11 protein-coding genes are annotated in these 23,815 nt (G+C 69.6%); 2 read left to right on the top strand and 9 right to left on the bottom strand.

Annotation, left to right across the window (positions count from 1 at the left end; genetic code table 11):
• Window positions 1-76: 76 nt before the first annotated feature.
• Genes FHS39_RS24445 through FHS39_RS24415 form a run of 7 tightly spaced genes read right to left on the bottom strand, consistent with a single transcriptional unit; the run spans window position 77 to window position 20,079 of the window.
• Window positions 77-640: a carboxymuconolactone decarboxylase family protein gene (locus FHS39_RS24445; RefSeq protein ID WP_045933407.1), complete on the bottom strand. Its 564-nt coding sequence runs from the start codon at window positions 638-640 to the stop codon at window positions 77-79.
• Window positions 637-903 (bottom strand): ferredoxin, encoded by a 267-nt coding sequence (locus FHS39_RS24440; RefSeq protein WP_343069727.1) that lies wholly within the window; start codon window positions 901-903, stop codon window positions 637-639. The genes FHS39_RS24445 and FHS39_RS24440 overlap by 4 nt, the downstream gene beginning before the upstream one ends.
• Complete coding sequence (locus tag FHS39_RS24435) at window positions 897-2,135, bottom strand: cytochrome P450 (RefSeq protein ID WP_221463205.1); 1,239 nt, start codon at window positions 2,133-2,135, stop codon at window positions 897-899. The genes FHS39_RS24440 and FHS39_RS24435 overlap by 7 nt, the downstream gene beginning before the upstream one ends.
• Window positions 2,122-3,372 carry a crotonyl-CoA carboxylase/reductase gene (ccrA, locus tag FHS39_RS24430; protein ID WP_343069726.1) on the bottom strand — a complete coding sequence of 417 codons (1,251 nt, stop codon included), beginning with the start codon at window positions 3,370-3,372 and terminating at the stop codon, window positions 2,122-2,124. Before ccrA ends, FHS39_RS24435 begins: the two co-directional genes overlap by 14 nt.
• Window positions 3,369-11,465: a hybrid non-ribosomal peptide synthetase/type I polyketide synthase gene (locus FHS39_RS24425; RefSeq protein ID WP_184351663.1), complete on the bottom strand. Its 8,097-nt coding sequence runs from the start codon at window positions 11,463-11,465 to the stop codon at window positions 3,369-3,371. The genes ccrA and FHS39_RS24425 overlap by 4 nt, the downstream gene beginning before the upstream one ends.
• Window positions 11,446-14,754 carry a type I polyketide synthase gene (locus FHS39_RS24420; RefSeq protein ID WP_184351662.1) on the bottom strand — a complete coding sequence of 1,103 codons (3,309 nt, stop codon included), beginning with the start codon at window positions 14,752-14,754 and terminating at the stop codon, window positions 11,446-11,448. The genes FHS39_RS24425 and FHS39_RS24420 overlap by 20 nt, the downstream gene beginning before the upstream one ends.
• Window positions 14,755-20,079, bottom strand: coding sequence for a type I polyketide synthase (locus FHS39_RS24415; RefSeq protein WP_184351661.1), 5,325 nt, complete (start codon window positions 20,077-20,079; stop codon window positions 14,755-14,757).
• A gap of 489 nt (window positions 20,080-20,568) precedes the next feature.
• Between FHS39_RS24415 and FHS39_RS24410 the strand changes: the two genes are divergently transcribed.
• Both FHS39_RS24410 and FHS39_RS24405 read left to right on the top strand, forming a co-directional pair.
• Window positions 20,569-21,549 carry a helix-turn-helix transcriptional regulator gene (locus FHS39_RS24410; protein WP_184351660.1) on the top strand — a complete coding sequence of 327 codons (981 nt, stop codon included), beginning with the start codon at window positions 20,569-20,571 and terminating at the stop codon, window positions 21,547-21,549.
• A 138-nt stretch (window positions 21,550-21,687) separates the two neighbouring features.
• Window positions 21,688-22,674, top strand: coding sequence for a DUF1259 domain-containing protein (locus tag FHS39_RS24405; RefSeq protein WP_184351659.1), 987 nt, complete (start codon window positions 21,688-21,690; stop codon window positions 22,672-22,674).
• A gap of 64 nt (window positions 22,675-22,738) precedes the next feature.
• Here the strand turns inward: FHS39_RS24405 and FHS39_RS24400 are convergent, their stop codons facing one another.
• Together FHS39_RS24400 and FHS39_RS24395 are read right to left on the bottom strand one after the other, a co-directional pair.
• Complete coding sequence (locus tag FHS39_RS24400; RefSeq protein ID WP_184351658.1) at window positions 22,739-23,500, bottom strand: CbtA family protein; 762 nt, start codon at window positions 23,498-23,500, stop codon at window positions 22,739-22,741.
• A 21-nt stretch (window positions 23,501-23,521) separates the two neighbouring features.
• Window positions 23,522-23,746: a CbtB domain-containing protein gene (locus FHS39_RS24395; RefSeq protein WP_045933402.1), complete on the bottom strand. Its 225-nt coding sequence runs from the start codon at window positions 23,744-23,746 to the stop codon at window positions 23,522-23,524.
• Window positions 23,747-23,815 lie beyond the last annotated feature (69 nt).

Genomic DNA, 23,815 nt, shown 5'->3' with positions numbered 1-23,815 from the left:
CAACAATCCCCCGTGAGTCTCCGGTGGGGCGGCCGCTGCCGGCCGCCCCACCGCGTCTACGCCGTGCGTCGGCCGATCAGTTGGAGTTGCCCTCCCAGCGGTACTTCTCGAACGGCGCGTCCAGTTCGGCGCGGGTCAGCCGGTTGGCGAAGGTCGACATGGTGTACGTGCCGATACCCAGCACCACTTCGAGGGCGTTCTGCTGGGTGTAGCCGGCCGCGAAGAACGCGTCGATGTCCTGGTCGGCCACGCCACCCTTGGTCTCCAGCACGGCCAGCGCGAACTTCCGTATGGCCTCCAGCCGGGCGTCCTGAAGCGGCTCGCCCGCACGCAGCGCCTCGATCAGCTCCTCCGGGGCCTGCTGCCCGGCCAGCATGGTCGAGTGCATGGCGACGCAGTAGTGGCACTCCACGAAGGTGGCCATGGTGAGCACCACCACCTCGCGCTCCATCGCCGTCAGCGAGGTCTTGTCGAACGCCCCGAGGTTCTGCTGGAAGGTGGCGAGCAGCTCCGGCGAGGACGCCATTTTGGCCACCGGTGCCGGGACGAACCCGAACTTCTGCTGGGCACCGGCAAGCATCCGACTGCTGCCTTCCGGTGCGGATTCCGGGGTGTGCGAGACGAACTTCGACTCCGTCATGATTCCCTTTCCGTTGTACGTCGTGTGTACGTCGTGTCTTCATTTGTCGGCACCACCGAGAGTGCCTGTACCGGGCAGGTCTCCACCGCCAGGGAGGCCGTGGGCGCGGTTTCCGCGTCGAGGTCGTCGGTCAGCAGCACCACCCGCCCATCGTGATCGTTCTGGTCGAACACCCTCGGCTCGGTGAGAACGCACTGTCCGGAGCCGATGCACCGATCGAGGTCGGCGGTGACCCGCACGGTCCGGCGGCCGGCGCTCACCACGCCACCGGCACCCTGGTCACGCCGTAGATCATCCCGTCGCTCTTGTACGGGAGACCGGCCAGCGGCGCGTCCAGTCGCAGGTCCGGAATCCTGGCGAAGAGCGTGGTGAACACAATCTCCAGTTCCAGCCTCGCCAGGTTCTGCCCGAGGCACTGATGGATTCCATAGCCGAATGCGATGTGTTTGCGCGCACTGCGGTGGATGTCCAGCGCATCGGGATTCTCGTACACCGCGGGATCGCGGTTGGCCGCGGCGGACAACGGCAGAATCGCATCGCCCCGTTCGATGGTCACGCCGCCGATGTCGATCCGGGCGGTGGCGGTGCGAAAGCACACCGTGTCGGTGATGGTGAGGAACCGCATCAGTTCCTCGACCAGTTGAGGGGCCAGCGACGGGTTCGCCTTGAACGCGGCCAGCTGGTCCGGGTTGTCGAGCAGCGCGAGCGTGCCCAGGCCGATCATGCTGGTGGTGGTTTCGTGTCCGGCGTTGAGCAGCACCTGGGCGGTGCTGATCACCTGGTCCGGCTGATACGTATCCGCCTCCTGGTACTTGACGATGAGCCGGCTGAGAAGGTCCTGCTCCGGAGCCCGCGCCTTGCCGGCGACCAGTTCGGCGAGGAACTCGCGCAGCTCGTCAATGGCCGTGGCCACCTGTTGTTCGGTGCTGCCCCCGTCGACCAGCACGTCGGCGATGCGCAGGAAGCGCTCGCGGTCCGCGTAGGGCACGCCGAGCAGCTCGCAGATCACCTGGGACGGTACCGGAACGGCCAGTGCGGTGAACAGGTCCGCGGAGCAACGGCCGTTGGCGAGCATCGCGTCGATGCAGTTGTCCACCACCTGCTGGATGAACGGGCGCATGCCCCGGATGCGCTTGACCGTGAACTCGTTGGCCACCATGCGGCGGTGCACGGTGTGCTCCGGCGGGTCCAATGCGACCAGCGGGATCTTCTCCGGCGGCGGAAGCTCGTCCGGGTCCTGCATGCGCAGCGCTCCCGGCGGCCGGTAGGCGGTCAGCCGGGAGTCGGTGAGAATTCGGCGCACCAGTTCGTGACTGGTGAGCACCCAGGTGTTGCCGCCGGTGCGCAGCGGCGCCCGGGTGATGGGCCGGTCGGCACGCAGTGCCGCGTATTCCTTCGGCGGATCGAACGGGCATGACCGGCCGATGGGAAACGCCCCTGCACCGGTTTCCGCATCTGTCATCAGAAACTCCGCTCCTGCCTCATGCCACGTCAATGGAGGTCATGTTCGGCCGCGGCGCGTTGACGAGAACGGCCATGCTGCCCATCGCATGCGTGTTGTCGTACATCATCTGGTGTGCCTTGCCGAGGTCGTCGAAGTTCCCGGTCCAGGACAGGCACGGTTCGACGAGTCCGGCCGACACCAGTTCGGTGATAGCCCGGCACTGCGCGAAGTTGGCGAAATGCGAGCCTTGCAGCCGCTTCTGCCGCATCCACAGGTACCGGAGGTCCACATCGGCGTGAAAGCCGGTCGTGCCGCCGCAGATCACCACCATGCCCGCGGTGTCGCACAGATACATCGAGGTGGGAATGGTGTCCTGGCCGCTGTGCTCCAGCACGATCTTCGGCGCGCGTTTCTCGCCGAGGATCTCCCAGATCTTCTTGCCGAACCGCCGGACCTCTTTCAGCCAGGCGGCGGTTGCCGCGGTATCGCCGATGTCCGGCAGCCGCCCCCAGTGGCTGAATTCGCGCCGGTTGATCACGCCCTTGGCGCCCAACCGCATGCAGTAGTCGGCGCGTTCGGGGGAGGAGACGACGGCGACCGGAACACCTCCGTAGGCCTTGACGATCTGGATCGCCATGGTGCCGAGGCCGCCGGCACCGCCCCAGATGAGCACCGGATCGCCCGGCTTCACCACATGGGGCTGCCAGCCGAGCAGCTGCCGGTACGCGGTGGCGCCGGCGAGCAGGTAGCAGGCGGCCTCCTCCCAGGTCAGCCGCTCGGGTTTCGGGTGGCACTGGTACTCGTCGACCACGGCGAACTGCGCGAACGCGCCCCAGCTCTCCTCGTACCCCCACACCCGCTGGGTGGACGAGGTCATCGGGTCGGCACCGGCCCGGATGTCCGGCGCCGACTCGTCCCAGCGGCAGCCGGAGAGCACCACGTGATCGCCGGCCCGGACCTGCCGTACGCCCTCGCCGACCGCCCACACCACGCCGGAGCCTTCGGACCCGCCGATGTGGAAGTCCTCGGTGTCACCGGCGTGCCGTCTGGCCGCGATGACGTCAACCGGTTCGCCCAGCGCCGCCCACACGTTGTTGTAGTTCACCCCCGCCGCCATCATGCGCACCACGACCTGACCTCGGCCTACCGGCGGCATGTCCACGACCTCGGTACGAAACGCGTCCGCCGGTCGGCCGTACCGCTCCGGACGGATGACCGACGCGTACATCTGCTCCGGGACTTCGCCCAGCCGCAGGTCTTCCCCCAACTCGTACAGCCGCTTGCTCACAGGGCCTCCAGCCCGGATGACGTGATCGGATTCGGGCTACCTTCGGGAACGGTCATGGCGTGACCGAGCTCGTCGGCCAGCACGGCCAGCTGCGGGGTGCGCATCACGCTGTAGTGGTCGCCGGGCACGTCCACCACCTCGGCGTCGCCGGGCAGCAGGCCCAGCCACCGCTTCGCGGTCTCCACCGACGCACCGCCGTCCTTGGCCCGGAAGAACCGGACCGTTCCCTCGTACGGCTGCGGCCGATGTGCCCGCAGGGCCCGGGCGTTGGTGCAGAAGCGCTGCACCACCCGGCCGAGGGTCTCCGCGTCGATGTCGTGCGGCAGGACGTCCGCGGCCCGGGCCCGCTCGTGCAGCACGGCCAGCGCATCGGTGCCGTGCGACGCGCCGAAGGCCTCCGGCGGCAGGTTCCAGCCGCTGTCCGCGAGCCCGGCCAGGTCCCCCGCGAACCAGGACAGCAGCCCGGCCTCGGTGACCTCGCCGGGCGCCGGCCCCGGCGGTTCCAGGAGATCGATCACCGCCACCAGGCCGACCTGCGCGCCGGCCGCGGAGAGCCGGCGGGCGACCTCCAGCGCGATCACGCCGCCCATGGACCAGCCGCCGAGCCGGTACGGGCCGTCCGGGAGGGCCGTGGTGACCGCCTCCACGTAGTGCGCGGCGAGGTCGGCAACGGTGGCCAGTGGCGTCCCGGTGTCCGGCACCTGCAGCGCGTAGACCGGCTGGTCGGCGCCCAGCAGCCCGGCCAGCTCCGCGTAGCAGAGCACATCGCCGCCGACCGGATGCACGAGCACCAGCGGGGCCTCGGTGCCGCCGGTCCGGATCGGCACCAAGGCGCTGCGGCGGTGTTCCCCGTCGGTCTCGCCGAGCGTCGTGGCCAGCAGCTCGATCGTCGGGTGCGTGAACAGGACGGCCAGCGGCAGCGAGCGGCCGAAGTGTTGTTTGATCCGCGCCATCAGTCGCACGGCGAGCATCGAGTCGCCGCCGAGGTCGAAGAAGTCGTCGGTGACGCCGACCGACTCCGTCGTGAAGAACTCGGCCCAGATCGCCGCCAGTTGCTCCTCGATATCGTTGCGCGGCTGCGTGCGCCGTTCTGCGCCGACCTGGCCGTCCGGATGGGGGAGTGCCGCCCGGTCGACCTTCCCGTTGGCGCTGAGCGGAAGCTCGTCGAGCAGCACGATGCGCTGGGGCACCAGGTACTCGGGCAGCACCTGCCCGAGCACGTGCCGGAGGCCGGACTCGGTCAGCTCCGAGTCGCGGTCGGCGACGACATATCCGACCAAGCGCTTGGCGCCCCTGGGTGCGCCGGCCGCGACGGCGACCGCGGCACGGACGCCGGGCTGCTGGGTGAGCGCGGCCTCGACCTCGCCCAGTTCGATCCGGTAGCCCCCGATCTTGACCTGGAAGTCCTCGCGCCCGAGGAACTCGATGGTGCCGTCGGGCAGGTATCTGCCGAGGTCGCCGGTGCGGTACAGCCGCTCCCCGGTGGCCGGGTGCCGGATGAAGGCGGCCCTGGTCCTCCGCTGGTCGCCGAAGTAGCCGCGGGCCAGGCCGGCGCCCGCGATGTGGAGGTGGCCGGGCACCCAGTCCGGGCACGGCTGCAACGCCTCGTTCAGCACGTGGAACTGCTGATTGCGCATTGGTACGCCGTACGGGATGCTCGCCCAGGCCGGGTCCACCCGCTCGATCTTGTGGACGATCGACCAGATGGACGCCTCGGTGGCCCCGCCCAGGCTCCAGATCCCGGCATCCGGCAGCAGCCGGCGAATGCGGCCGGGCAGTGCCACCGGGATCCAGTCCCCGCTCATCATGACCACGCGCAGGGGCGGCGCCACATCACGCGCACCGGCCAGCACGTGCTCGGTGTACATCTCCATCAGCGCCGGCACGGTGTTCCACACCGTGACCTGGTGATCCTCGACGAGCCGTGCCCAGGCCGCCGGTTCGCGGTGCGCGTCCGCGGCGGGGAGCACCAGTGCACCGCCGGCGGACAGGATGCCGAAGACGTCGTACACGGACAGGTCGAAGTTCAGCGCGGACAGCGCGAGCACCCGGTCCCGGCTCGTGATCCCGAACCGCTCGTTGACGTCCCGGATGGTGTTCACCGCGCCGGCGTGCTCGATCATCACGCCCTTGGGCACACCGGTGGAACCGGACGTGTAGATCACATACGCCAGGTCGGTCGCCGTGGTCGCCGGCGGCGCGAGCGGCTCGTCGCTCTCGGCCAGTGCACCCGGACCGTCCACCGACAGCCGCGTGATGCCGTCCGGCCAGTCGGAGCGCTCGGCGACCCACGATTGGGTCAGTACGAGGGCGATTCCGGCGTCGGCGAGCAGCAGCCGCAGTCGCTCGGCCGGTACGGCGGCGTCGATCGGTACGTAAGCCGCACCGGACTTGGTGACGCCGAGGACCGCGGCGACCTGCTCCCAGCCCTTCTCCATGACCACACCGACCAGGACACCCGGTGCCGCACCGCTGGCCCGCAGCCGGCGGGCCAGCTGGTTGGACAGCCCGTCCAGCTCGCCGTAGCTCAGGGTCCGGCCCGGTGCGATGACCGCGGTCCGGTCCGGATCGCTCGCCGCGTGCTCGGCGAAAGCCTCATGCAGCAAGGCGTCGGTCATGGGCGCGGCCGACGCATTGACCTGCCGCCGGACCTCCAGCTGGCCGCTGGGGACGAGCACCGCGGCCGGTCGCTGCCAGGCGCTCTCGTCCTCGCACAGACTCGTCAGCACATCGACGTAGGCGTCGAACATCGCGTCGATCATGCCGACGGGGAACAACTCCGCGACGAAGTCCCAGTTGAGCAGCAGGCCCCCGGAGTCCTCGACGACCTGGTGGTCCAGCCACACCTGCGGGGTGCGGATCTGGCTGGACACCTCCCGTCCGTTCACCCCCATGTCCAGCAGATGCTGCGCGAAGCCTCCGGCCGAGGTCGCTCCGTCCCGCGCGGCGAAGTTGACGGTGCTGGCGAACACCACCGGCATGCCGGCCGCCGCCGCGTTCCCGCGGGCCCGGTTCAGCTCGCGGAGCACCTGCACTCCGCTGACCCGGCTGTGTTCCAGGTCCTGCCACAGCTGCTTCTGCAGCTTCTCGGCACGTGCGGTGAAGGCCTCGGCGGGGGAGTGGCGCACCTCCAGCAAGGTCGTCGCACTGAAGTTGCCCACCACGCTCTCCACATCAGGGTGCAGAGGCATGCGGTTGAACACCAACAGGTTGAGCGTGAAATGGCTCGACTTGCTCCACGCGGCGAGCACCTGTGCATACGCGGTGCACAGTGCGGCCGATGGGGTCACTCCCGCGTTCGCCGCATGGTGCTTGAAGCGCACCCAGCCGTCTTCCTCGATGCGTGCGGAACGGTGCGTGAACTCGGGCTCGGCGAGCGACGACGGATTCGTCGCCAGCGGCAGTTCCGGCGCGGGCGGCAGCGTCTTCACGCGTTCCCGCCAGTACTCCAGCGACGCCGCATGGTCCGGCGACTGCTGCAGCTCCCTGGTCGCGAGGACGTAATCCCGGTAGGTGATCGCCGGCTCGGGAAGCTGCCGGTCCGGATCCCGGTACGCGGCCGCCCACTCCCGGAACAGCAGTGACGTGCTCCAGGCATCGATGATCAATGCGTCCAGCCCGACGTGCAGCCGGGTCCGACAGCCGTCGACGCGTGTCGCGCGGATGTCGAACAGCGGCCACACGGCGGTGTCGAACACCTGGTGCTTCATCTCGCGGTGGATCTCCGCCAGCCGCTGCTCGCGCTCCTGCTCGGTGCATCCCGTGAGATCGACGACGTGCGGCTGGTAGGGCGGCACGTCCGCGAGCACCCGTTGCGTTCCATCCGGGTCGACGACCGCGCGCAGCATGTCGTGTCTGCCGACCATGCGCTGAAAAGCGGCGGTCAGCCGGTCGAGATCGAGATCGTCGACGTCGACCTCGATGAAGAAGTAGGTCGACACGTTGCCGAGTTCGAACGCGCCCGACCGCCCGACCAGGTAGGCCTGCTGCAGGTCGGTCATGGCGAACGGCTCGAACCGGGCCGCGTGGTCGTGCACGAGCACCCGGCCGCTCGTGTCGGGCGGCCCGTCCTGCGTCGCTTCCTCGGATCCCGTGTCCGCACCGTCGACCAGGGAGCGTACGTACGCGCCCAGCTCGGCGATGCTGCGGCCCTCCAGGAAGGCTGCCAGCGGCAGCGAGATGCCCAGCCGCATGGAGAGCGCGTTCTTGACCTCCAGCGCCATCAGCGAGTCGAGCCCGAGGTTCGGCAGCGGTTCGTGCAGGTCGAGCTCGGCCTCCGGCGCACGCAACGCACCGGCCACCGTACTGGTCACCAGCGCCTGCACGTCCGGCTCGGCGGTGGAGATGCCTCTGGTCACGACAGGCTCGTCCGCCGCCGGCCGCCCGGCGGTCGGCACCGGTGCGGTGCGCAGCAGGGAGGACCGGTCGGCCCGCTTGAGACACACCCCGCCGATCTCCGCGGTCAGTCGCCCGTCGGCATCCAGCAGCCGCACCTCGGCGATCAGCATCCCGGCCGGATCCGAGGTGGGCAGTAGTCTCGCGTGGCAGAACAACTCGCGGGCGCCGTCGTATCCGTGGAAGGCGAACCGGTCGATTCCGACCAGCATGAACACCGCGTCCGCCGGAGTGTCCGGCGGCAGACAGGCGAAGAGCAGCTGGAACGACGCGTCGGTGAGGCCGGGGTGCAGCTGGTACGGATCGGTCTCCCCGGGCTGCGGCGCCCGCATCCGGGCCACGGCTTCACCCGGCGTGTGCCAGACGTGGTCGATCCACTGCACCGACGGTCCGAGATGGCTCTTGCGCTGCCACAACTGCCGGTAGAAGTCCACTCCCGGCAATTCGTCGGCGAGCCGCGCCGCCACCGATCGCGGATCCGGCGCGCGAGTGGCGGACGCACCAAGGGCTGCGGCGGGGGCGACTCTGCCCTGTGCGTGCAGCACCCACCGGTCCTCGCCGTCGGCCTGGTCCGCCGCGTAGTAGCGGTACGCGGCGCTCCCGTCGTCCTGCGGCTGGAGCACCAGCTGCACCGGCCGTCGTTGTTCCGGGTCGAGAATCAGGCTCTGCGGTACGAGACAGTCGGTCAGCACCAGCGGCCCGCAGCGGCCGATCTCGCGCGCTGCTGCCAGAGCCGCGTCCAGGTAGACGCCGATGTTGACCACGGTGAGGCCGTCCACCACGCAGTCGGCGAGACAGGGGTGCACGTCGGCGTCCAGGCGCGACGCGAACTGGATGCTGTCCAGCGGTGAAGGGATGCGCCGGCCGAGCAGCGTAGACGGCCCGGCGGGCGCCGTCGCGGCGGACGCCGGAGTCCGGCTGCTCGGCCGGAACCAATGCCTGCTTCGCTGGAACGGATAGGTCGGCAAGGCCACCTTCCGGCGGTCCTCGCCGCCGGCCAGGCCGGTCCAGTTCACCGCGAAGCCACGGACGTAGAGCTCGCCGAGGCTGTCCAGCAGCACCCGCGAGTCGGGACGGCCGGGACGCAGCGACGGCAGGAACGCGGCGGCTTCGGCATGCGCGCCGGGGTCCGGGGCGAACCGTTTCGCCATGCCGAGCAGCGTCGGCGCCGGTCCCACCTCCACGAACGTCCGGTAGCTCTGCCCGTACAGCTCGTTCATACCGGCGAGGAACTGAACCGGGGCGCGCACGTGCTCGCGCAAGTACTGCGCGGTGAATGCCCCCTCGCCGGTCAGTGGCTTGCCGGTGACGTTGGAGATGAGCGGAATGCGCGGAGCCGCGTACGCGATCGTGGCCGCTTCGCGCTCGAACCGGTCCAGCATCGGCTCCATCAGCGGCGAGTGGAACGCGCGCGAAACGGCCAGCAGCTTGGACTTGATGCCTTGCCCGGCGAGCTCGGCCAGCAGCTCGCCGACCGCTCCGCCCGCCCCGGAGACGACCACGCTCTGCGGCCCGTTGACCGCAGCGATCGACACCTCGGCGGCAAACGGCCGGACCGCCTCGCCGACCACCTCGGCCGGGGCGAAGACGGTGGCCATGGACCCCGGCTCGGTCAGTTCCGCCATCAGCCGGCCACGGCGGGCCGCGAGCACCAGCCCGTCCTCCGCGGGCAGCACGCCGGCGACACAGGCCGCGACCAGCTCGCCGACGCTGTGCCCGAGCACGGCCGCGGGCTCGATCCCCCACGACTTCCACAACTGCGCGAGCGCGTATTCCACCGCGAACAACGCCGGCTGGGTGTACTCGGTCCGGTGGATGAGCGCGCTGTCGCCGTCCTCACCGTCCAGCACCGAGCGCAGCGAACGCCCCAGCACCGGTGTCAGTACCTCGTCGCATCGGTCGATCACCCGGGCGTACACCGGCTCGGTCTCATAGAGCGTCCTGGCCATGGCCGGGTACTGCGCTCCCTGCCCGGTGAACAGGAACACCGCCTTGGGGCGGCTGCCGTACGACGCGTGGCCGCGCCGTACGCCGGCGGCGGCCCAGTCCTCGCCGGCGGCTGTGGTGAGCGAGTCCGCCAGCTCGGCCGCCGTCGCGCCGACGATTCCGAGCCGGTGCGGGAAGTGCTCGCGGCCGGTGTTCGCGGTGAAGCAGATGTCCGCCACAGCCGTGTCCGATGCCGCACCCTCCGCCGCCCGGGCCAGCGTGCGCTGATAGCGCGCCGCCAGGTCGGTGAGCGCTGCTGGGCTCTTCGCCGACAGGGTGAGCAGGTGCATCGGCCGGGTCGGCGCCGCCCCCGGGCGGGTCTCCGGTGCCTCCGCGACGATCACGTGCGCGTTCGTGCCGCTCGCGCCGAAGGAACTCACGCCCGCGATACGGGGTTTGCCCGTGCGCGGCCACGGTGTCACATCGGTCGGAATCTCGATGGCCGGCTCGTCGAGCGAGATCTCCGGGTTGAGCATGCCGAGGTTGCGGTGGGGCGGGATCTCCTCGTGCTCCAGCGCGAGCACCAGCTTGATCAACCCGGCGATGCCGGAGGCCGGTTCGAGGTGGCCGACGTTCGTCTTCACCGAGCCGACCCGCAGCGGCCCCCTGTCGCCGCGCTCGCCGAGCACCGCCTCAAGCGCCCGCAGCTCGATCGGATCGCCGAGCGGCGTGCCGGTGCCATGGGCTTCCACGTAGTCGACCTCGGCGGCGGTGACCGATGCGGCGCGCAGTGCGCGGCGCACGACGTCCTGCTGGGCCTTGCCGTTGGGTACGGTGATCCCGCTGCTCCGCCCGTCCTGGTTGACCGCGGAGCCGCGGATCACCGCGTGGATCCGGTCGCCGTCGGCGACCGCGTCGGACAGCCGCTTCAGTACGAGCATCCCGGCGCCCTCGCCGCGCACATAGCCGTCGGCGGCGGCGTCGAAGGTCTTGCACCGTCCGTCCGGCGCCAGCATGTTCGCCTTGGACAGGACGACGAACCACTCGGGTGACAGCAGCACGTTCACCCCTCCGGCCAACGCGGTCGTGCAGTCGCCGGAACGCAGGCTCTGACAGGCGAGGTGCACGGCGACCAGCGACGACGAGCACGCGGTGTCGACCGACATGCTCGGCCCGGACAGGCCCAGCCAGTACGACAGCCGCCCCGCGGCGAACGTCGACGCGCTGCTGGTCAGCCCGTACGCCTCCAGGTCGGGCGGGTCCATCTGCTGCATCAGCAGCTGGCCGTAGTCGCTGTTGGTGATGCCGAGGAACACGCCGGTGGCGCTGCTCCGCAGCGCTGCCGCGTTCGTCCCCGCATGTTCGAGCGCCTCCCAGCCGACTTCGAGCACCAGGCGCTGCTGGGGGTCGAGCCATGCGGCCTCGCGGGGCGCAACCCCGAAGAAGCCGGCGTCGAACCGGTCGACTGCGGGCAGGAGACCCGCACGCCGGGTTGCCATCTTCCCGGGCGTGCCCGGCGTCGGGTCGTAGTAGGCATCCGCATCGAAGCGTTCCGCCGGAATGTCCGAGATGCCGTCGCGACCGGCGCGGAGGAACTCCCAGAACTCGTCCGGGTTCTGCGCCCCGCCCGGCATGCGGCAGGCCATTCCGACGATGGCGATCGGTGCGCCGGTCGCCTGCTCGGCCTTCTTGAGCTCGGCCCGCAACCGCCGGATCTCCAGCAGGCTTTGCGCCAGGACCGACTGCCTCGTGTCATCGCTCCTGCTGGTCATCGCGTCCTTCCTGCCCTGCGAGCGGCGCTCCGATTTCCTCGGCCAGAAACGCAATGAGTTCCTCTTCCGGCATGTTTTCTATGTCCGCGTCCGATGCCGTTTCCGCGAGGCTGCGCGTCCGGTCCAGGGTCTTGCTTTCGGGCGATCGGCCGGAATACGGCGCAGGGTCGTTCGCCGGGTGGACGAGCGTGAGCAGGTAGTCCGCCAGCGCTTCCACCGTGGGATATTCGAAGATCACCGGAGCGGGCAGTCTGTGCTCCAGTCCGGCCTCCAGCCTGGCGCGGACCTGCGTCGCCATGGCGGAGTTCATGCCGAGCTGGAAGAACCCCGACCGGGGATCGAGGCGGTCCGGCTCGTACTCGAGGATCTCGGCCACAGCGCCGAGCACGAACGCGAACATCGTCTCGCGCCGCACCGCGGCAGGCTCGGTCCGCAGCCGCGCGATCAAGCTGTTGCCCGGCTGTTCGGCGGGTGCCGGCGCAGATGCCGGGAGGGCCGCTCGTACCGGGCCGGCGGGTGCGGCCTTTGCATTGGCCCGCGCACGGAACCAGAACCGCTCCTGCTGCCAGGTGTAGGCCGGCAGCGGCACCAGCTGTCCGGTGGTCGGCGCGAGATCGTCCGGCAGTGGGCCGCCATGGGCGTACAGCGCCGCACGGCCCTCCAGCATGGCGTGGTTCTCCGGCTCGTCGCGCCGCATGGACGGCAGCAGCACGCCTTCGCGGCCCAGCCGTTCCAGCCCCTGCTCGACGGCCGGCAGCAGAATGGGATGCGGGCTCAGTTCCACGAACACGCCGCTGCCCTGCTCGGCCAGTGACCGCACCGCCGGCCAGAAGAGCACCGGTGCCCGCAGATTCCGAATCCAGTAATCGGTGTCGAAGCTGCTTCCGTCGCACAGTTCGCCGGTGACGGTGGACAGGATCGGAATGGTCGATTTCATCGGTTTCAGCCCGGCCAGTTCCGCCGAGAGCTCGTCGCGCAGCGGATCCATCTGCGGGCTGTGCGACGCGACGTCCACACTCACGTGGCGGCAGAACACATTCCGTTCCCGAAGCAGTTCCGCCAGGGTGCTCAGGGTGACCGGATCGCCGGAGAGAACGGTCGACATGGGGCTGTTGCTCACCGCGACGGACACCCGGTCGCGGCAGTCGGAGATCGCCTCGTCGGCCTCGTCCATGGAGAGCCCCACGACCAGCATCGCGCCTTGCCCGCTGACCTTGCGCAGCAGCGCACTGCGCCGGCAGATGATGCGCGCCGCGTCGTCGAGGCTCAGCGCACCGGCGACGTGTGCGGCGGCCACCTCGCCCATGCTGTGTCCGACCACCGCGGTCGGGTGCACGCCGAGCGACCGCCACCGGGCGGCCAGTCCGACCGCGATGGCGAACAGCGCCGGCTGGATGACATCGATCCGGTCCGGCTCCTTGCCGGCTCCGAGCCGATGGATCTCGTCGATCACCGAGCCTGCCCGCCACCGGCGCATCGCTTCGTCGCATGCGGTGACCGCCGTACGGAAGACCTGGCACTGCTCCATCAGCTCGCGCCCCATGCCGGGCCACTGCGACCCCTGACCCGGGAACGCGAACACGGTCCCCGAACCGACCTCGCTCGACGTGCGGCCGGTCACCACCCCCGGGCTTGCGCCGTCCGCGAGCCACCGGGTGAGCCGCTCCGCCGCCTCCTCGGCCGACCGCGCCACCACAGCGGCCCGGTGCTCGTGCGGGGTCCGGCGGCGCGCAGCCGAGAAGGCGATGTCACGGAGCGAGTGCACCGTGCCCGCGGGTGAGGCGAGGTAGTCGCGATACGCCTCGATCATCGGCGGCAACGCCCCGGCCGTACGCGCGGAGATCGGTATCACCACCGGACCCGTGCCCGCCTCGTCCGGTGACCCGGCGGCGACGGCGGGCGCCGGTCCGACCAGCGCATGGACATTGGTCCCGCCCGCGCCGAAGGAGCTGACCGCACCGTGCCTGCGCTCGTCGTCGACGTGCCAGGGCAGCCGCGCGGTCGGTACGAACAGCCTGCTGTCGTCCAGCGAGATGTGCGGGTTGAGGTTCTCGAAGTGCAGGTTGGGCGCGATCGCACGGTGCTGCACGCTCAACGCGACCTTCATCAGGCCGGCGATCCCCGCACCCGCCTCGGTGTGACCGATGTTCGTCTTGACCGCGCCGAGCGCACACGCGTCCCCGGCCTCGGTCCGCCGGCCGTAGACCTCGTCCAGGGCCTCGACCTCGATCGGGTCGCCGAGCTCCGTGCCGGTGCCGTGCGCCTCGATCAACGTCACCTGCGCCGGCGACAGGCGGGCGTTATCCAGTGCCCTCCTGATCACCAGTTGCTGCGCCCGGCCGTTCGGCGCGGTGAGCCCGTTGGTCAGTCCGTCCTGGTTGACGGCCGTCCCGCGAATGACGGCCACCACCCGGTCGCCCGCCGCCTGCGCGTCGGAGAGCCGCTTGAGTACGACCGCGCCGACGCCCTCGCCGCGCACATAGCCGTCGGCGCGCGCGTCGAAGGTCTTGCACCGTCCGTCCTCCGCCATCGGCAGGCCTTTGACGTGCGTCATCGTGGTGACCGGCGACATGATCAGGTTGATCCCGCCGACCACTGCCATGTCGCATTCCCGGCTGCGCAGACTCTGGCAGGCCAGGTGCGCGGCCACCAGCGATGACGAGCAGGCCGTGTCGACGGTGATGCTCGGACCGCGCAGGTCGAACAGATAGGACAGCCGGTTGGGGATCACGCAGTTGAGGCCGCCGGTGATGGTGTAGCCGTCGATGTCCTCGGGCTCCGCCATCTGCATCTGCAGGTAGTCCAGGCAGTTTGTGCCGAGGTAGACCCCGGTCACGCTGCCCTTGAGACCGTCCCGCGTCTGCCCGGCATCCTCCAGTGCCTCCCAGGCGACCTGGAGGAACAGCCGCTGCTGCGGGTCCATGCGCGCGGCCTCGCGCGGCGAGATGCCGAAGAAGTACGGGTCGAACCGGTCGACGTCGCCGATGAACCCGCCGAACCGCATGCGCATGCGGCCGGGCACTTCGGGATCTGCATCGTAGAAGTCGTCGAGGTTCCACCGCGACGCGGGGACCTCGGTGATGGCGTCCACCCCGTTCTCCAGCAGCCGCCAGAATTCCTCCGGTGAGGTGACACCACCGGGAAAGCGGCAACCCATTCCGACGATGGCGATGCCTTCTCGCTTGGCCTGCTCCAGCGTGTCGATCCTGCCCCGCAACTCCTTGAGCGCGGCCAAGGCCTTGGACAGGCTGGAACTTTCCGTTTCGGTAGTACCGGGTGCCGTGGACATCTATATGGCATCCACTCGGCTCATCAGCTCCGCGGTTTCCCGTTCGAGCAGCTCTTCCTCGGTCATGGAATCGACACTTTCGCTCACACCGCCGACTGACGATGAATCGGCTTTCACGTCGGGGGCATCGACCGGACCGGCGGAGATTTCGCCGTCGATCGGGATCCCCATCTTCCGGGCCAGGAACGCGGCCAGCTCGACAACGGTCGGATAGTTCCAGAACGTCGTCGCGGGCAGCTGCATCCCGAAAGCTCCTTGAAGAGCGCTGCGCAGTTCCAGCGCCATCACCGAGTCGAATCCGAGTTCCCTCAAGGGGATTTCCGGCTCGATCCGGGCCGCCGCGATCTTCACGATGCGCGCGACGTGTTCGCAGAGCATCGACTGCAGCACCGCGCGGCGCTCGTCCGCTTTGTGCAGCCCGGAGAGCATCTCGCGAACCGGCACTGCGCCGTCACCCTGCGCCGGTTGCTCACCGACGGTGTCCGCTGTCGCCGGCTGACTGAGCTGTGCGACACGGGTGAGCAGCACACCGGTCGCGGTGAGGACGGCCGTGCCGTCGTCGGCGAAGACCCGAAGGCCGGCGTGCAGACGGTCCGGATCGCCGGGAAGCGGCGTCACCACAGCGTGCACCCATCCGGCGGTGACCGACGTCCGCCACCAGTCGAGCTCGTCGATGTGGGAGACCATGGGCGCAAGCGAATGCCCGGCGCCCCACCGCTCACCCAGGGCGAGCGCGACGGCCGCCTGCAACGCGATGTCGAGCAATGCCGGGGGATGCGGCGCCCCGGGGATTGCCGCACGAGCACGGGCAGCAGTCAGATCGAATCGTGCCAGCGCTTCCCGGTCGGAGGCCGCGATGTGCTCGATTCCCTGGTACGAGGAGCCGTATTCGAGGCCGCGGGCAGCAAGGTTCCGGTAGTAGTCGGCGCCGCTGATGGTGTCCGTCAAACGCGTGCTGATCTGCTCCACGGAAAGGGCGTCGGGTGCCTCGTGGGGTGGTCCGGCCACGAGTACCGCGGAGGCGACCTCATCCATGTCCGCGTCGCGCTGCTCGAACACCCGGAAGACGTGCTGTTGCCCGGAGACGAGCACCGCTTGCACCCGGCGCCGGCCGTCGCCGGAAAGGGCGAGCGGCCTGAGGAAACGCAGATCCCTCACGGTGTGCCGCGCCGCGGGAACGGTCTGTGCGGCGGCGCTGAGCGCCATCTCGGCATAGGCCGCACCCGGCAGCACCGCCGTGCGGGCAACACGGTAGTCCGTTGCGGCCGCGGTGTTCTCGTCGAAGTCCATCTGCCAGTAGTGGGTGCCCGGCTCGATCGCCGAGTCGACCCGTTCGCCCAGCAGGGCGCCATTGGACGTGCGCGGTCGCATCGCGCCGTCGCCGGAAGGGGCGAGCCAGTACCGCTCCCGCTGCCACGGATAGGTGGGCAGGGCCGCATGCCGCCCAGGGGTCACCACCCGGAGCTTCGACGGCGAACGGCCGAGCACGTAGAGGCTGCCCAACGAGGAGAGCAGCGCGGCACGCTCCGGGTGGTCCCGGCGCAGCGACGCCAGGGTGGTCACCTCCACGCCGGCATGCGCGGCCGTCTGCAGCACCGAAGGCAGGAGCACCGGATGCGGGCTCACCTCGACGAAGGTGCGCACCCTGTCCGTCATCATCCGGATGAGTTGGCCGGAGAACAGCACCGGCTCGCGGAGGTTGCGCGCCCAGTACCGCTCGTCCAGCTCGGTGCCGTCGACCGGCTCGCCGGTCACCGTGGAGTAGAACGGAATGCGGGCGGCCTTCGGGGTGATGCCCTTGAGCAGCGGCTGGAGCTCGGTGCACAGCGGATCCATCTGCGGGCTGTGTCCGGCGGCGTCCGCTGCCTTGATCCACCGCCAGAACACGTCGTCGGCGTCGAGCAGCCGCCCGATCCGTGCGAGTGCCGCCCGGTCCCCGGACAGCACCGTCGACTGCGGGCTGTTGCTCACCGCGACGGAGACGGCCTCTTCATGGCCGGTCAGGACCCGGGCCGTCTGCTGGAGGCCGAGTTCGGCGACCAGCATCGCGCCTCCCTGCCCGGTGGCGCGCTGCAGCAGCCGGCTGCGGTGGCAGATGATCCGGGCCGCGTCGTCCAGGGACAGCGCACCGGCGATGTGCGCGGCCGCGACCTCCCCCATGCTGTGGCCCACGATCGCGTCCGGCTCGATTCCCCAGGAGCGCCACAGTGCCGCCAGCGCGACCTGGACGGTGAAGACGACCGGCTGCACCACATCGACCCGGTTCAGGTGCGAGCCCTCCGGGCCGGCGGTCAGCTCCGCGAGCACCGACCAGTCGGCGTAGCGCCGGATCGCCGCGTCGCACGTGCGCACCGCCGACTCGAAGGCCGGTTCGCTGCGGAGCAGTTCGGTCCCCATGCCGAGCCATTGCGAGCCGTGCCCGGAGCAGATGAAGGCGAGCTTCTCCCGCGCCTCGGCGGCTCGTCCGGACACCGCACCGTGGGCACGTGTGCCGTCCGCGAACTCGCGTAATTCGGTCACGAGATCGTTCATCGTGGTCGCCACCGCCGCGAACCGGTGCGGCTGATCGGCACGGCGGGCCAGCGCACCGGCCAGGTCGCGCGGTTCCAGCCCGTTCGCGTCCAGCCCGTTCTCGCCGGCTTCGGCGGCCCGAGCGACCCGGTCGGCCAGCTCCCGCAGCGCCGATGGCGACTTGGCGGACAGGGTGACCAGTTCGGGCCGGGGAGCCTGCGGGCTGTCGAGCCGTCCGAAGGCGGCGAGCGTGTCGAGCACGCCGACGCGGTCGTCCTCACCGCGGCACATGCTGCCGAGCACCACCGCGTCCCGGCCGGAATCCGCCACCGTCTGGCGCAGTGCGGAGCCGAGCACCGGATGCGCGCTGAGTTCCAGCAGTACGTCGGCCCCATCGGTGAGGAGCGCCCTGGTGGCATCCCACAGCCGAATCGGCGCACGCAGAGTACGGGCGAAATAGGCGGCGTCCACGTCATGCCAGGGCACCTGTCGGCCGGTCATCGTGGACGTCAGCGGTATGCGGCCCGGTCTCGGGGTGATACCGGCTGTCGCGTTCTCGAAGTCTGCGGTCACTGCATCGACCGCCGGGCTGTGCACGGCGACGTCGATACGCACCATCCCGCACAGCACGCCCCGTTCCTTCAACTGGGCGAGGACGGCTTCCAGCGCGGATGCATCGCCGGACAGCCCGGTCGACCGGGGACCGTACTCGGCCGCGACGACGACCTGCTCCGTGAGGAATTCGGCGAGTTCGGCCGCCGGCAGTTCCACGACCGCCATTCCGCCGCCCTGGCCGGCCAGCCGATGCTGTGCCTGGCTGTAGTGGTGAATGAGCCGGATGGCGTCGGAAGTGTCGAGGATTCCGGCGATCGCCGCGGCGGATATCTCGCCGAAGCACGCGCCGACCACCATGTCCGGCTCCACTCCGCGCGCCCGGAGCACAGCGGCGAGCCCCAGCTGAACGGCGAACAGCACGGGTTGCGCGACGGCGACCTGGTGAACGCGGTCTGCGGCGTCCGCGGCGAACAGCTCGTCGGCTATCGACCATCCGGCCAGCGGCGAGAACTCGGCGTCGATCCGCTGCACGGCGGCCCTGAAGGCCGGTTCCGTGCGGAAGAGATTCCGCCCCATGCCGGTCCATTGATGACCGTGCGGCGAACAGACGAACGCAACTTTGGAATCATCTGCGATCGCATCACCGAAATCAGGCCGACTCGGGGCAGGCGCGGCGGGTTCCTGCCGGCCCTCCAGCACGACGTGCACGTTGGTGCCGCCCCAGCCGAAGGAGTTCACACCGGCCAGCAGCGGACGGTCCTTGGGCCATGGCTCCATGGCGGTGGGCACGCGCAGGCCCCAGTCCCGGAACGGGATGTGCGGATTGGGGGTGCGGAAGTGCAGGTTTGCCGGCAGCGCCCGGTGCCGCAGGGCGAGAATCGTCTTGATCAGTCCGGCGACGCCGGCGGCGGCTTCCAGATGCCCCATGTTCGTCTTGACCGAGCCGATCCGCAACGGGCTGTCCGCCGGGCGACCGGGCGAGAAGACCGCGCCGAGCGCGGCCGCCTCGATCGGGTCGCCGAGCTTGGTCCCGGTGCCGTGCGCCTCGACGAAGTGCACGTCGGCGGGTGACACGCCGGCACGCGCGTACGCGGCACGCAGCACCTCCTCCTGCGCGACCGGACTCGGCGCGGTCAGCCCGTTGCTGCTCCCGTCGTTGTTCGCCGCCGACCCGCGGATCGTGCACCAGACGTGGTCGCCGTCGGCGAGCGCGCGCGACAGCGGCTTCAGCACGACGACGCCGCAGCCTTCGCCGCGGGCGATCCCGTCGGCCGCCGCGTCGAACGCCTTGCACCGCGCATTCGGGGAGAGCCCACCCATGTTCGCCAGCGCCGCCGTGGTCACCGGGCTCAGCATGAGGTTCACGCCGCCGGCCAGTGCCGTCGTCGAGTCGCCAGTCCACAGACTCTGGCAGGCCAGGTGCACCGCGAGCAGCGACGCCGAGCAAGCGCTGTCCACCAGGACGCTCGGCCCGCGCAGTCCGAGGACGTACGAGAGCCGGTTCGCCACCATGTTCAGCGCCCGGCCGGTTCCGGAATAGAACGAAAGCGGCTGCCGGCCCTCCTCGGCCAGGCCGGCGTAGTCGTTCCAGATCGCACCGGCGAAGACACCGGTGCGACTGCCCTCAAGCGATTCGTTGGCCAAGCCGGCGTCTTCCAGCGCTTCCCACGCGACTTCGAGGAACATCCGCTGGTTCGGGTCCATCTCCTGTGCCTCGCGCGGCGATATGCCGAAGAAGAGCGGATCGAACCCGTCGACCGGGTGGTCCAGGAAGCCGGCCTCACCGGTCACCGCTGACGCCACCGAAGCCAGCCGCGGGTCGGACAGCTCGTCGACGTTCCACCGGCCGGAGGGAACGCCGCGAATGGCATCGCCGCCGGTCTCCAGCAAACGCCAGAAGGCAGCGGCATCCGGCGCCGAGGGCAGCCGGCAGGCCAGCCCGACAACAGCGATCGGCTCGTTGACCGCCACGCCGGGTCTGCCGCGTTCTTTGCCGGCAACCGGTTCTGAAGGCACCAGGTCGGCGCCGGATGCCAGGCATGCTGCCAACGCCGCGACGGTCGGGTACCGCCACAGCAGCACTGGGGACAACTTCCTGCCCAGTTCGTCCGACAGCACTTTGACCAGGCTCGCAGCACGAAGCGAATCCAACCCGCGCTGCGCAAACCGGTCGTCGTCACCAATTGTTGCCGGGTCGACGTTCAGCAGACCGGCTACCTCCGACCGAATACGGTCGGCTAATTCCTCACCTCTGAACACGAACTCCCCCGTGACTAACCGGCATCGAAAGTACGGCCGTACGACGGCTCAGGACTTCTCGGTGCCGGCTAGCTTTCCTCCCCAACCGGTGTCTTCATTGCCGCAGCCAAGAGAGGGACATATCGCTGTCAAACCTGTCACGTTTACCCCCGTATCGTGATCCGTCCAGCAGGACGGCCAACGCTCTTGATATTGAGCAGACCTGCCCGCAGGACGCTTCATCAGTGTCGAAGATGCGGCGGCCGGCATTCCGGTCGTGGACGCGTTCCGCACCGGGCAGGGCTTGTCGCAGGCATCGACAGCTGCGCCGCACACTGCCACGTGCGAGGCTAGCTCGGGATAACCCTCGCCTGGTAGTGTCGTATCCCCGACTGTCGGATATGCGACAACCCCCTGCTCAATTGATCCAGGCGAAATACCTGCTCGTTCAACCTCCTTGAACTCACCGCCTTGAACTCGACGACCAGTTGGATTCTCCGGATGCCGCACATGATCGCCAGTGAGGATGCACTTCTTCTCTACGTGCACGCCTCTGCCCAGGTGGAGATCGACCCGAACCACGTTCACGTCGAACTCGGCATCGCGCCGGAGCGGGTCAAGTCCGCCGTCAGGGAACTGGTCGCGCTGCAGCTGCTCCAGCCGTGCGTCAACTGCGGGACTGCCCTGACCTGTGTCGATCCGGAGCGGGCGGCGGCAAGGGTGCTGGCGCCGCTGGAGCAGCAGGCGCACGAACAGCGAGTGGCGGTCGACGAGTTGCGTGCCGGGTTCAAGGAGCTGTCCGACTGGTTCGTGAACCGTGCGACGACCGGCCGCGGTTCACGTTCGATTGAGCTGGTGACCGATCTGACGACGGTGCTCGAAGTCATCGGCCAGCTGGCAGGCAGAGCGACCACCCAGGTGCTGACCGCCCAGCCGGGGGGCGGCCGACCCGAGGAATCCCTCGCCGAGGCCGTGGGCCGCGATGAGTCGCTGATACGGCGCGGGGTGTCGCTGCGCATGCTCTATCAGCACTCGGCGCGCTACAGCCGGCCGACTGCCGCATATGCCGAGCGATTAACGGCGCAGGGCGCACAGGTTCGTATCGTCCCGGGCGAGCTCACTCGGATGATCATCTTCGACGACAGCTGCGGGCTGCTCGAAGTCCAGGACAACAGCAGCGCCGCGTTGATCGTCGGGGACCGCCACGTACTCAACTTCATGACGCAGGTCTTCGAACGCACCTGGCTGGCCGCGGAACCCTTCTCCAGACCCGCACCGGACGACGCCGCGAAGGACACGATCGACGGAGTCCGGGCCACCATCATGTCCCTGCTCGCCGCCGGGCTCGACGACCGGTCGATCGCCAAGCGGCTCGGCATCTCGCAACGCACCTGTCAGCGGCACGTGGCCGAGGTGATGACGATCCTGGGAGCGACGAGCAGGTTCCAGGCCGGCTACCTCTACCGGGAGACCCAGTCCCGACGGCGGTAGCGGCCTGCGCACAGGGGCACGCAGAGCCCCTTGCGCCCGAATGGGCCGCCTCCGGTGGACCTCGTTCTGTGGGCACGGTTACGTGGAGGGGCACGTGGGTGTCCGCCCCCGAGTCCGCCCCCGAGGAGGAGTCTCGCCATGCCCCCTGCCAGGCTCGCAGTGGCTGTTTTCACCGCGCTTTCCGCGCTCACGCTGGCCGGGTGCAGCGCCGAGGGCAAGGAGCCTGCCGCTGTGGACGCGCAGCCGAGCAGCACGCAGTCCAGTGGCGGTGGCGGTGGTGGCAGTGCTCCGGAGACCACCAGCGAGAAGGACTGGAAGCCGGTGGCCGACGCGCTGGACCGCAGCGGGACTCTGATGGACAAGACCGTCTACCGGGTGCCCCTGCCGCGTAAGGATCTGAACGTCAACAGTCACGGCGTCGACATCAAGCCCGGCCTGGCGCTCGGGGGCTATGCGGCCTTCGCCAAGTACCACGACGGCACTCTGCTCATGGGCGACCTGGTGGTGACGGAGGACGAGCTCCCCAAGATCACCGACGCCCTGCAGAAAGCAGGCATTGAGCAGACCGCCGTTCACAAGCACCTGCTGGAGCAGTCCCCGGCCGTCTGGTGGACCCACATCCATGCCATGGGCGACCCGGCAGATCTCGCAGGCAAGCTGAACACGGCCCTCGCGACCACTGCCCTGCCGCCTGCCTCACCGCCGCCGTCCAGCCAGCCGCCCATCGACCTGGACACCGCCGCCATCGACTCCGCGCTCGGCCGCAAGGGCACGGCGGACGGCGGCATTTACAAGTTCACGATGTCCCGCAAGGACTCCGTCACGGACGGTACCCACATCCTCGCGCCCGGGCTGGGCGTCACCACCGGCGTCAACTTCCAGCCCATGGGCGACAAAAAGGCTGCCATCAACGGCGACTTCGCCATGACGGCCGACGAGATCCAGCACGTCATCCAGGCCCTGCGCAAGGGCGGCATCGACATCGTCGAACTGCACCACCACACGCTGAACGAGCAGCCCCGGCTGTTCTACATGCACTTCTTCGCCACCGGAGACGGTGCAACCCTCGCCAAGGCCCTGCGCCCGGCAGTCGACGCCGCCCACCCCGCACCGCCCAAGTCCTGATCCGACGCCTATGGGCCCGTCGCCTCTGCATGACGCACGACGGGCCCATGGGACGGGTGCCGGATCAGCTCGCGGCCGCCGTTCGCGCCACTGCCTCGGTCTGCCGTTCCGAAGCAGCCCGAGGCAGCAGAAGCCGCTCGGCCAGATACCCGAAGAGCAGGCCGAAGCCGGCCCAAAGGGTGCACTGGACGGCCAGGGCCGCGAGGCGGAAGCGCCACAGCACGACGGCCGGGAAGTCCGGCGGCACCTCGTTGATCGCGGGCAGGAACGCATACGCCAGGCCCACCGCGACGACGAAGGCGGCCGAAGCCGCCACCGCGGCGTACCAGTTGCCCAGGCGCGGAGCCAGTCTCCTGCCGAGGACGACCGCGGCGACGCTCAGCAGCACGCTGAGCGCGATCATCAGGAAGTAGAGCGTGGTCCGCTTGCCGATGGTGTCCGGCTCACCGACCGACGGCGGGTTGGCGGGGTACTTCAGGAACGGCACCATATAGACGGACACCAGGGCGCCCGCGGACACCAGAGCCGCCGTGGCCCGTGCACCGAACCGGCCGATGCGGCCCAGCGCCACGCAGAACGCCAGGGCCGCGATGCCGCCCAGCGCCACCCCGTAGACGAGAACGCCGGTGGCGAGGCCGGCGGTCGACTGCAGGGTGCGGCTGACCACTTCCGGGCCGTGGTCGTGGCTGTGGGTCTCCTCGAAGGCGATGGCCGCGTCCACATGGGGCTCGCCCAGCAGATACGCCACGACCAGCGCGAGGATTCCGGCACCGAGCCCGGCGAGCATGCCGCGCACGAGCAACGCCCGTACGGAAACGGGATTCATCGGGTGTACCCCCTGCGGGTGTCAGTGGCAGGGGAAGCCGAGCAGGTGGCGACCGTCGTGCACCCACTCGTGCACGTTCTCACCGGACAGCAGCGAGGTGGCGCCCTGCTCGGCGCCGACGAAATAGAGCAGGATCAGCATAAGGATGCCGAAGAAGACCGCCCACGGGGCGATCGCCTTCAGCGATATCGGGGCGACCGCCGGTGCGGCGGAAGAGATGGATGCGGGGGCAGCGGACTGCGCCATGGCGAAACCTCCTGGGGAAAATCGCGTCCCATTACTCGGGTCCTGGACGACGAAGAGCGGGTCTGACTC

This window comes from Streptomyces olivoverticillatus (assembly GCF_014203555.1).
Taxonomy (GTDB): Bacteria; Actinomycetota; Actinomycetes; order Streptomycetales; family Streptomycetaceae; genus Streptomyces; species Streptomyces olivoverticillatus.
This window is presented reverse-complemented; position numbering and strand designations above follow the sequence as displayed.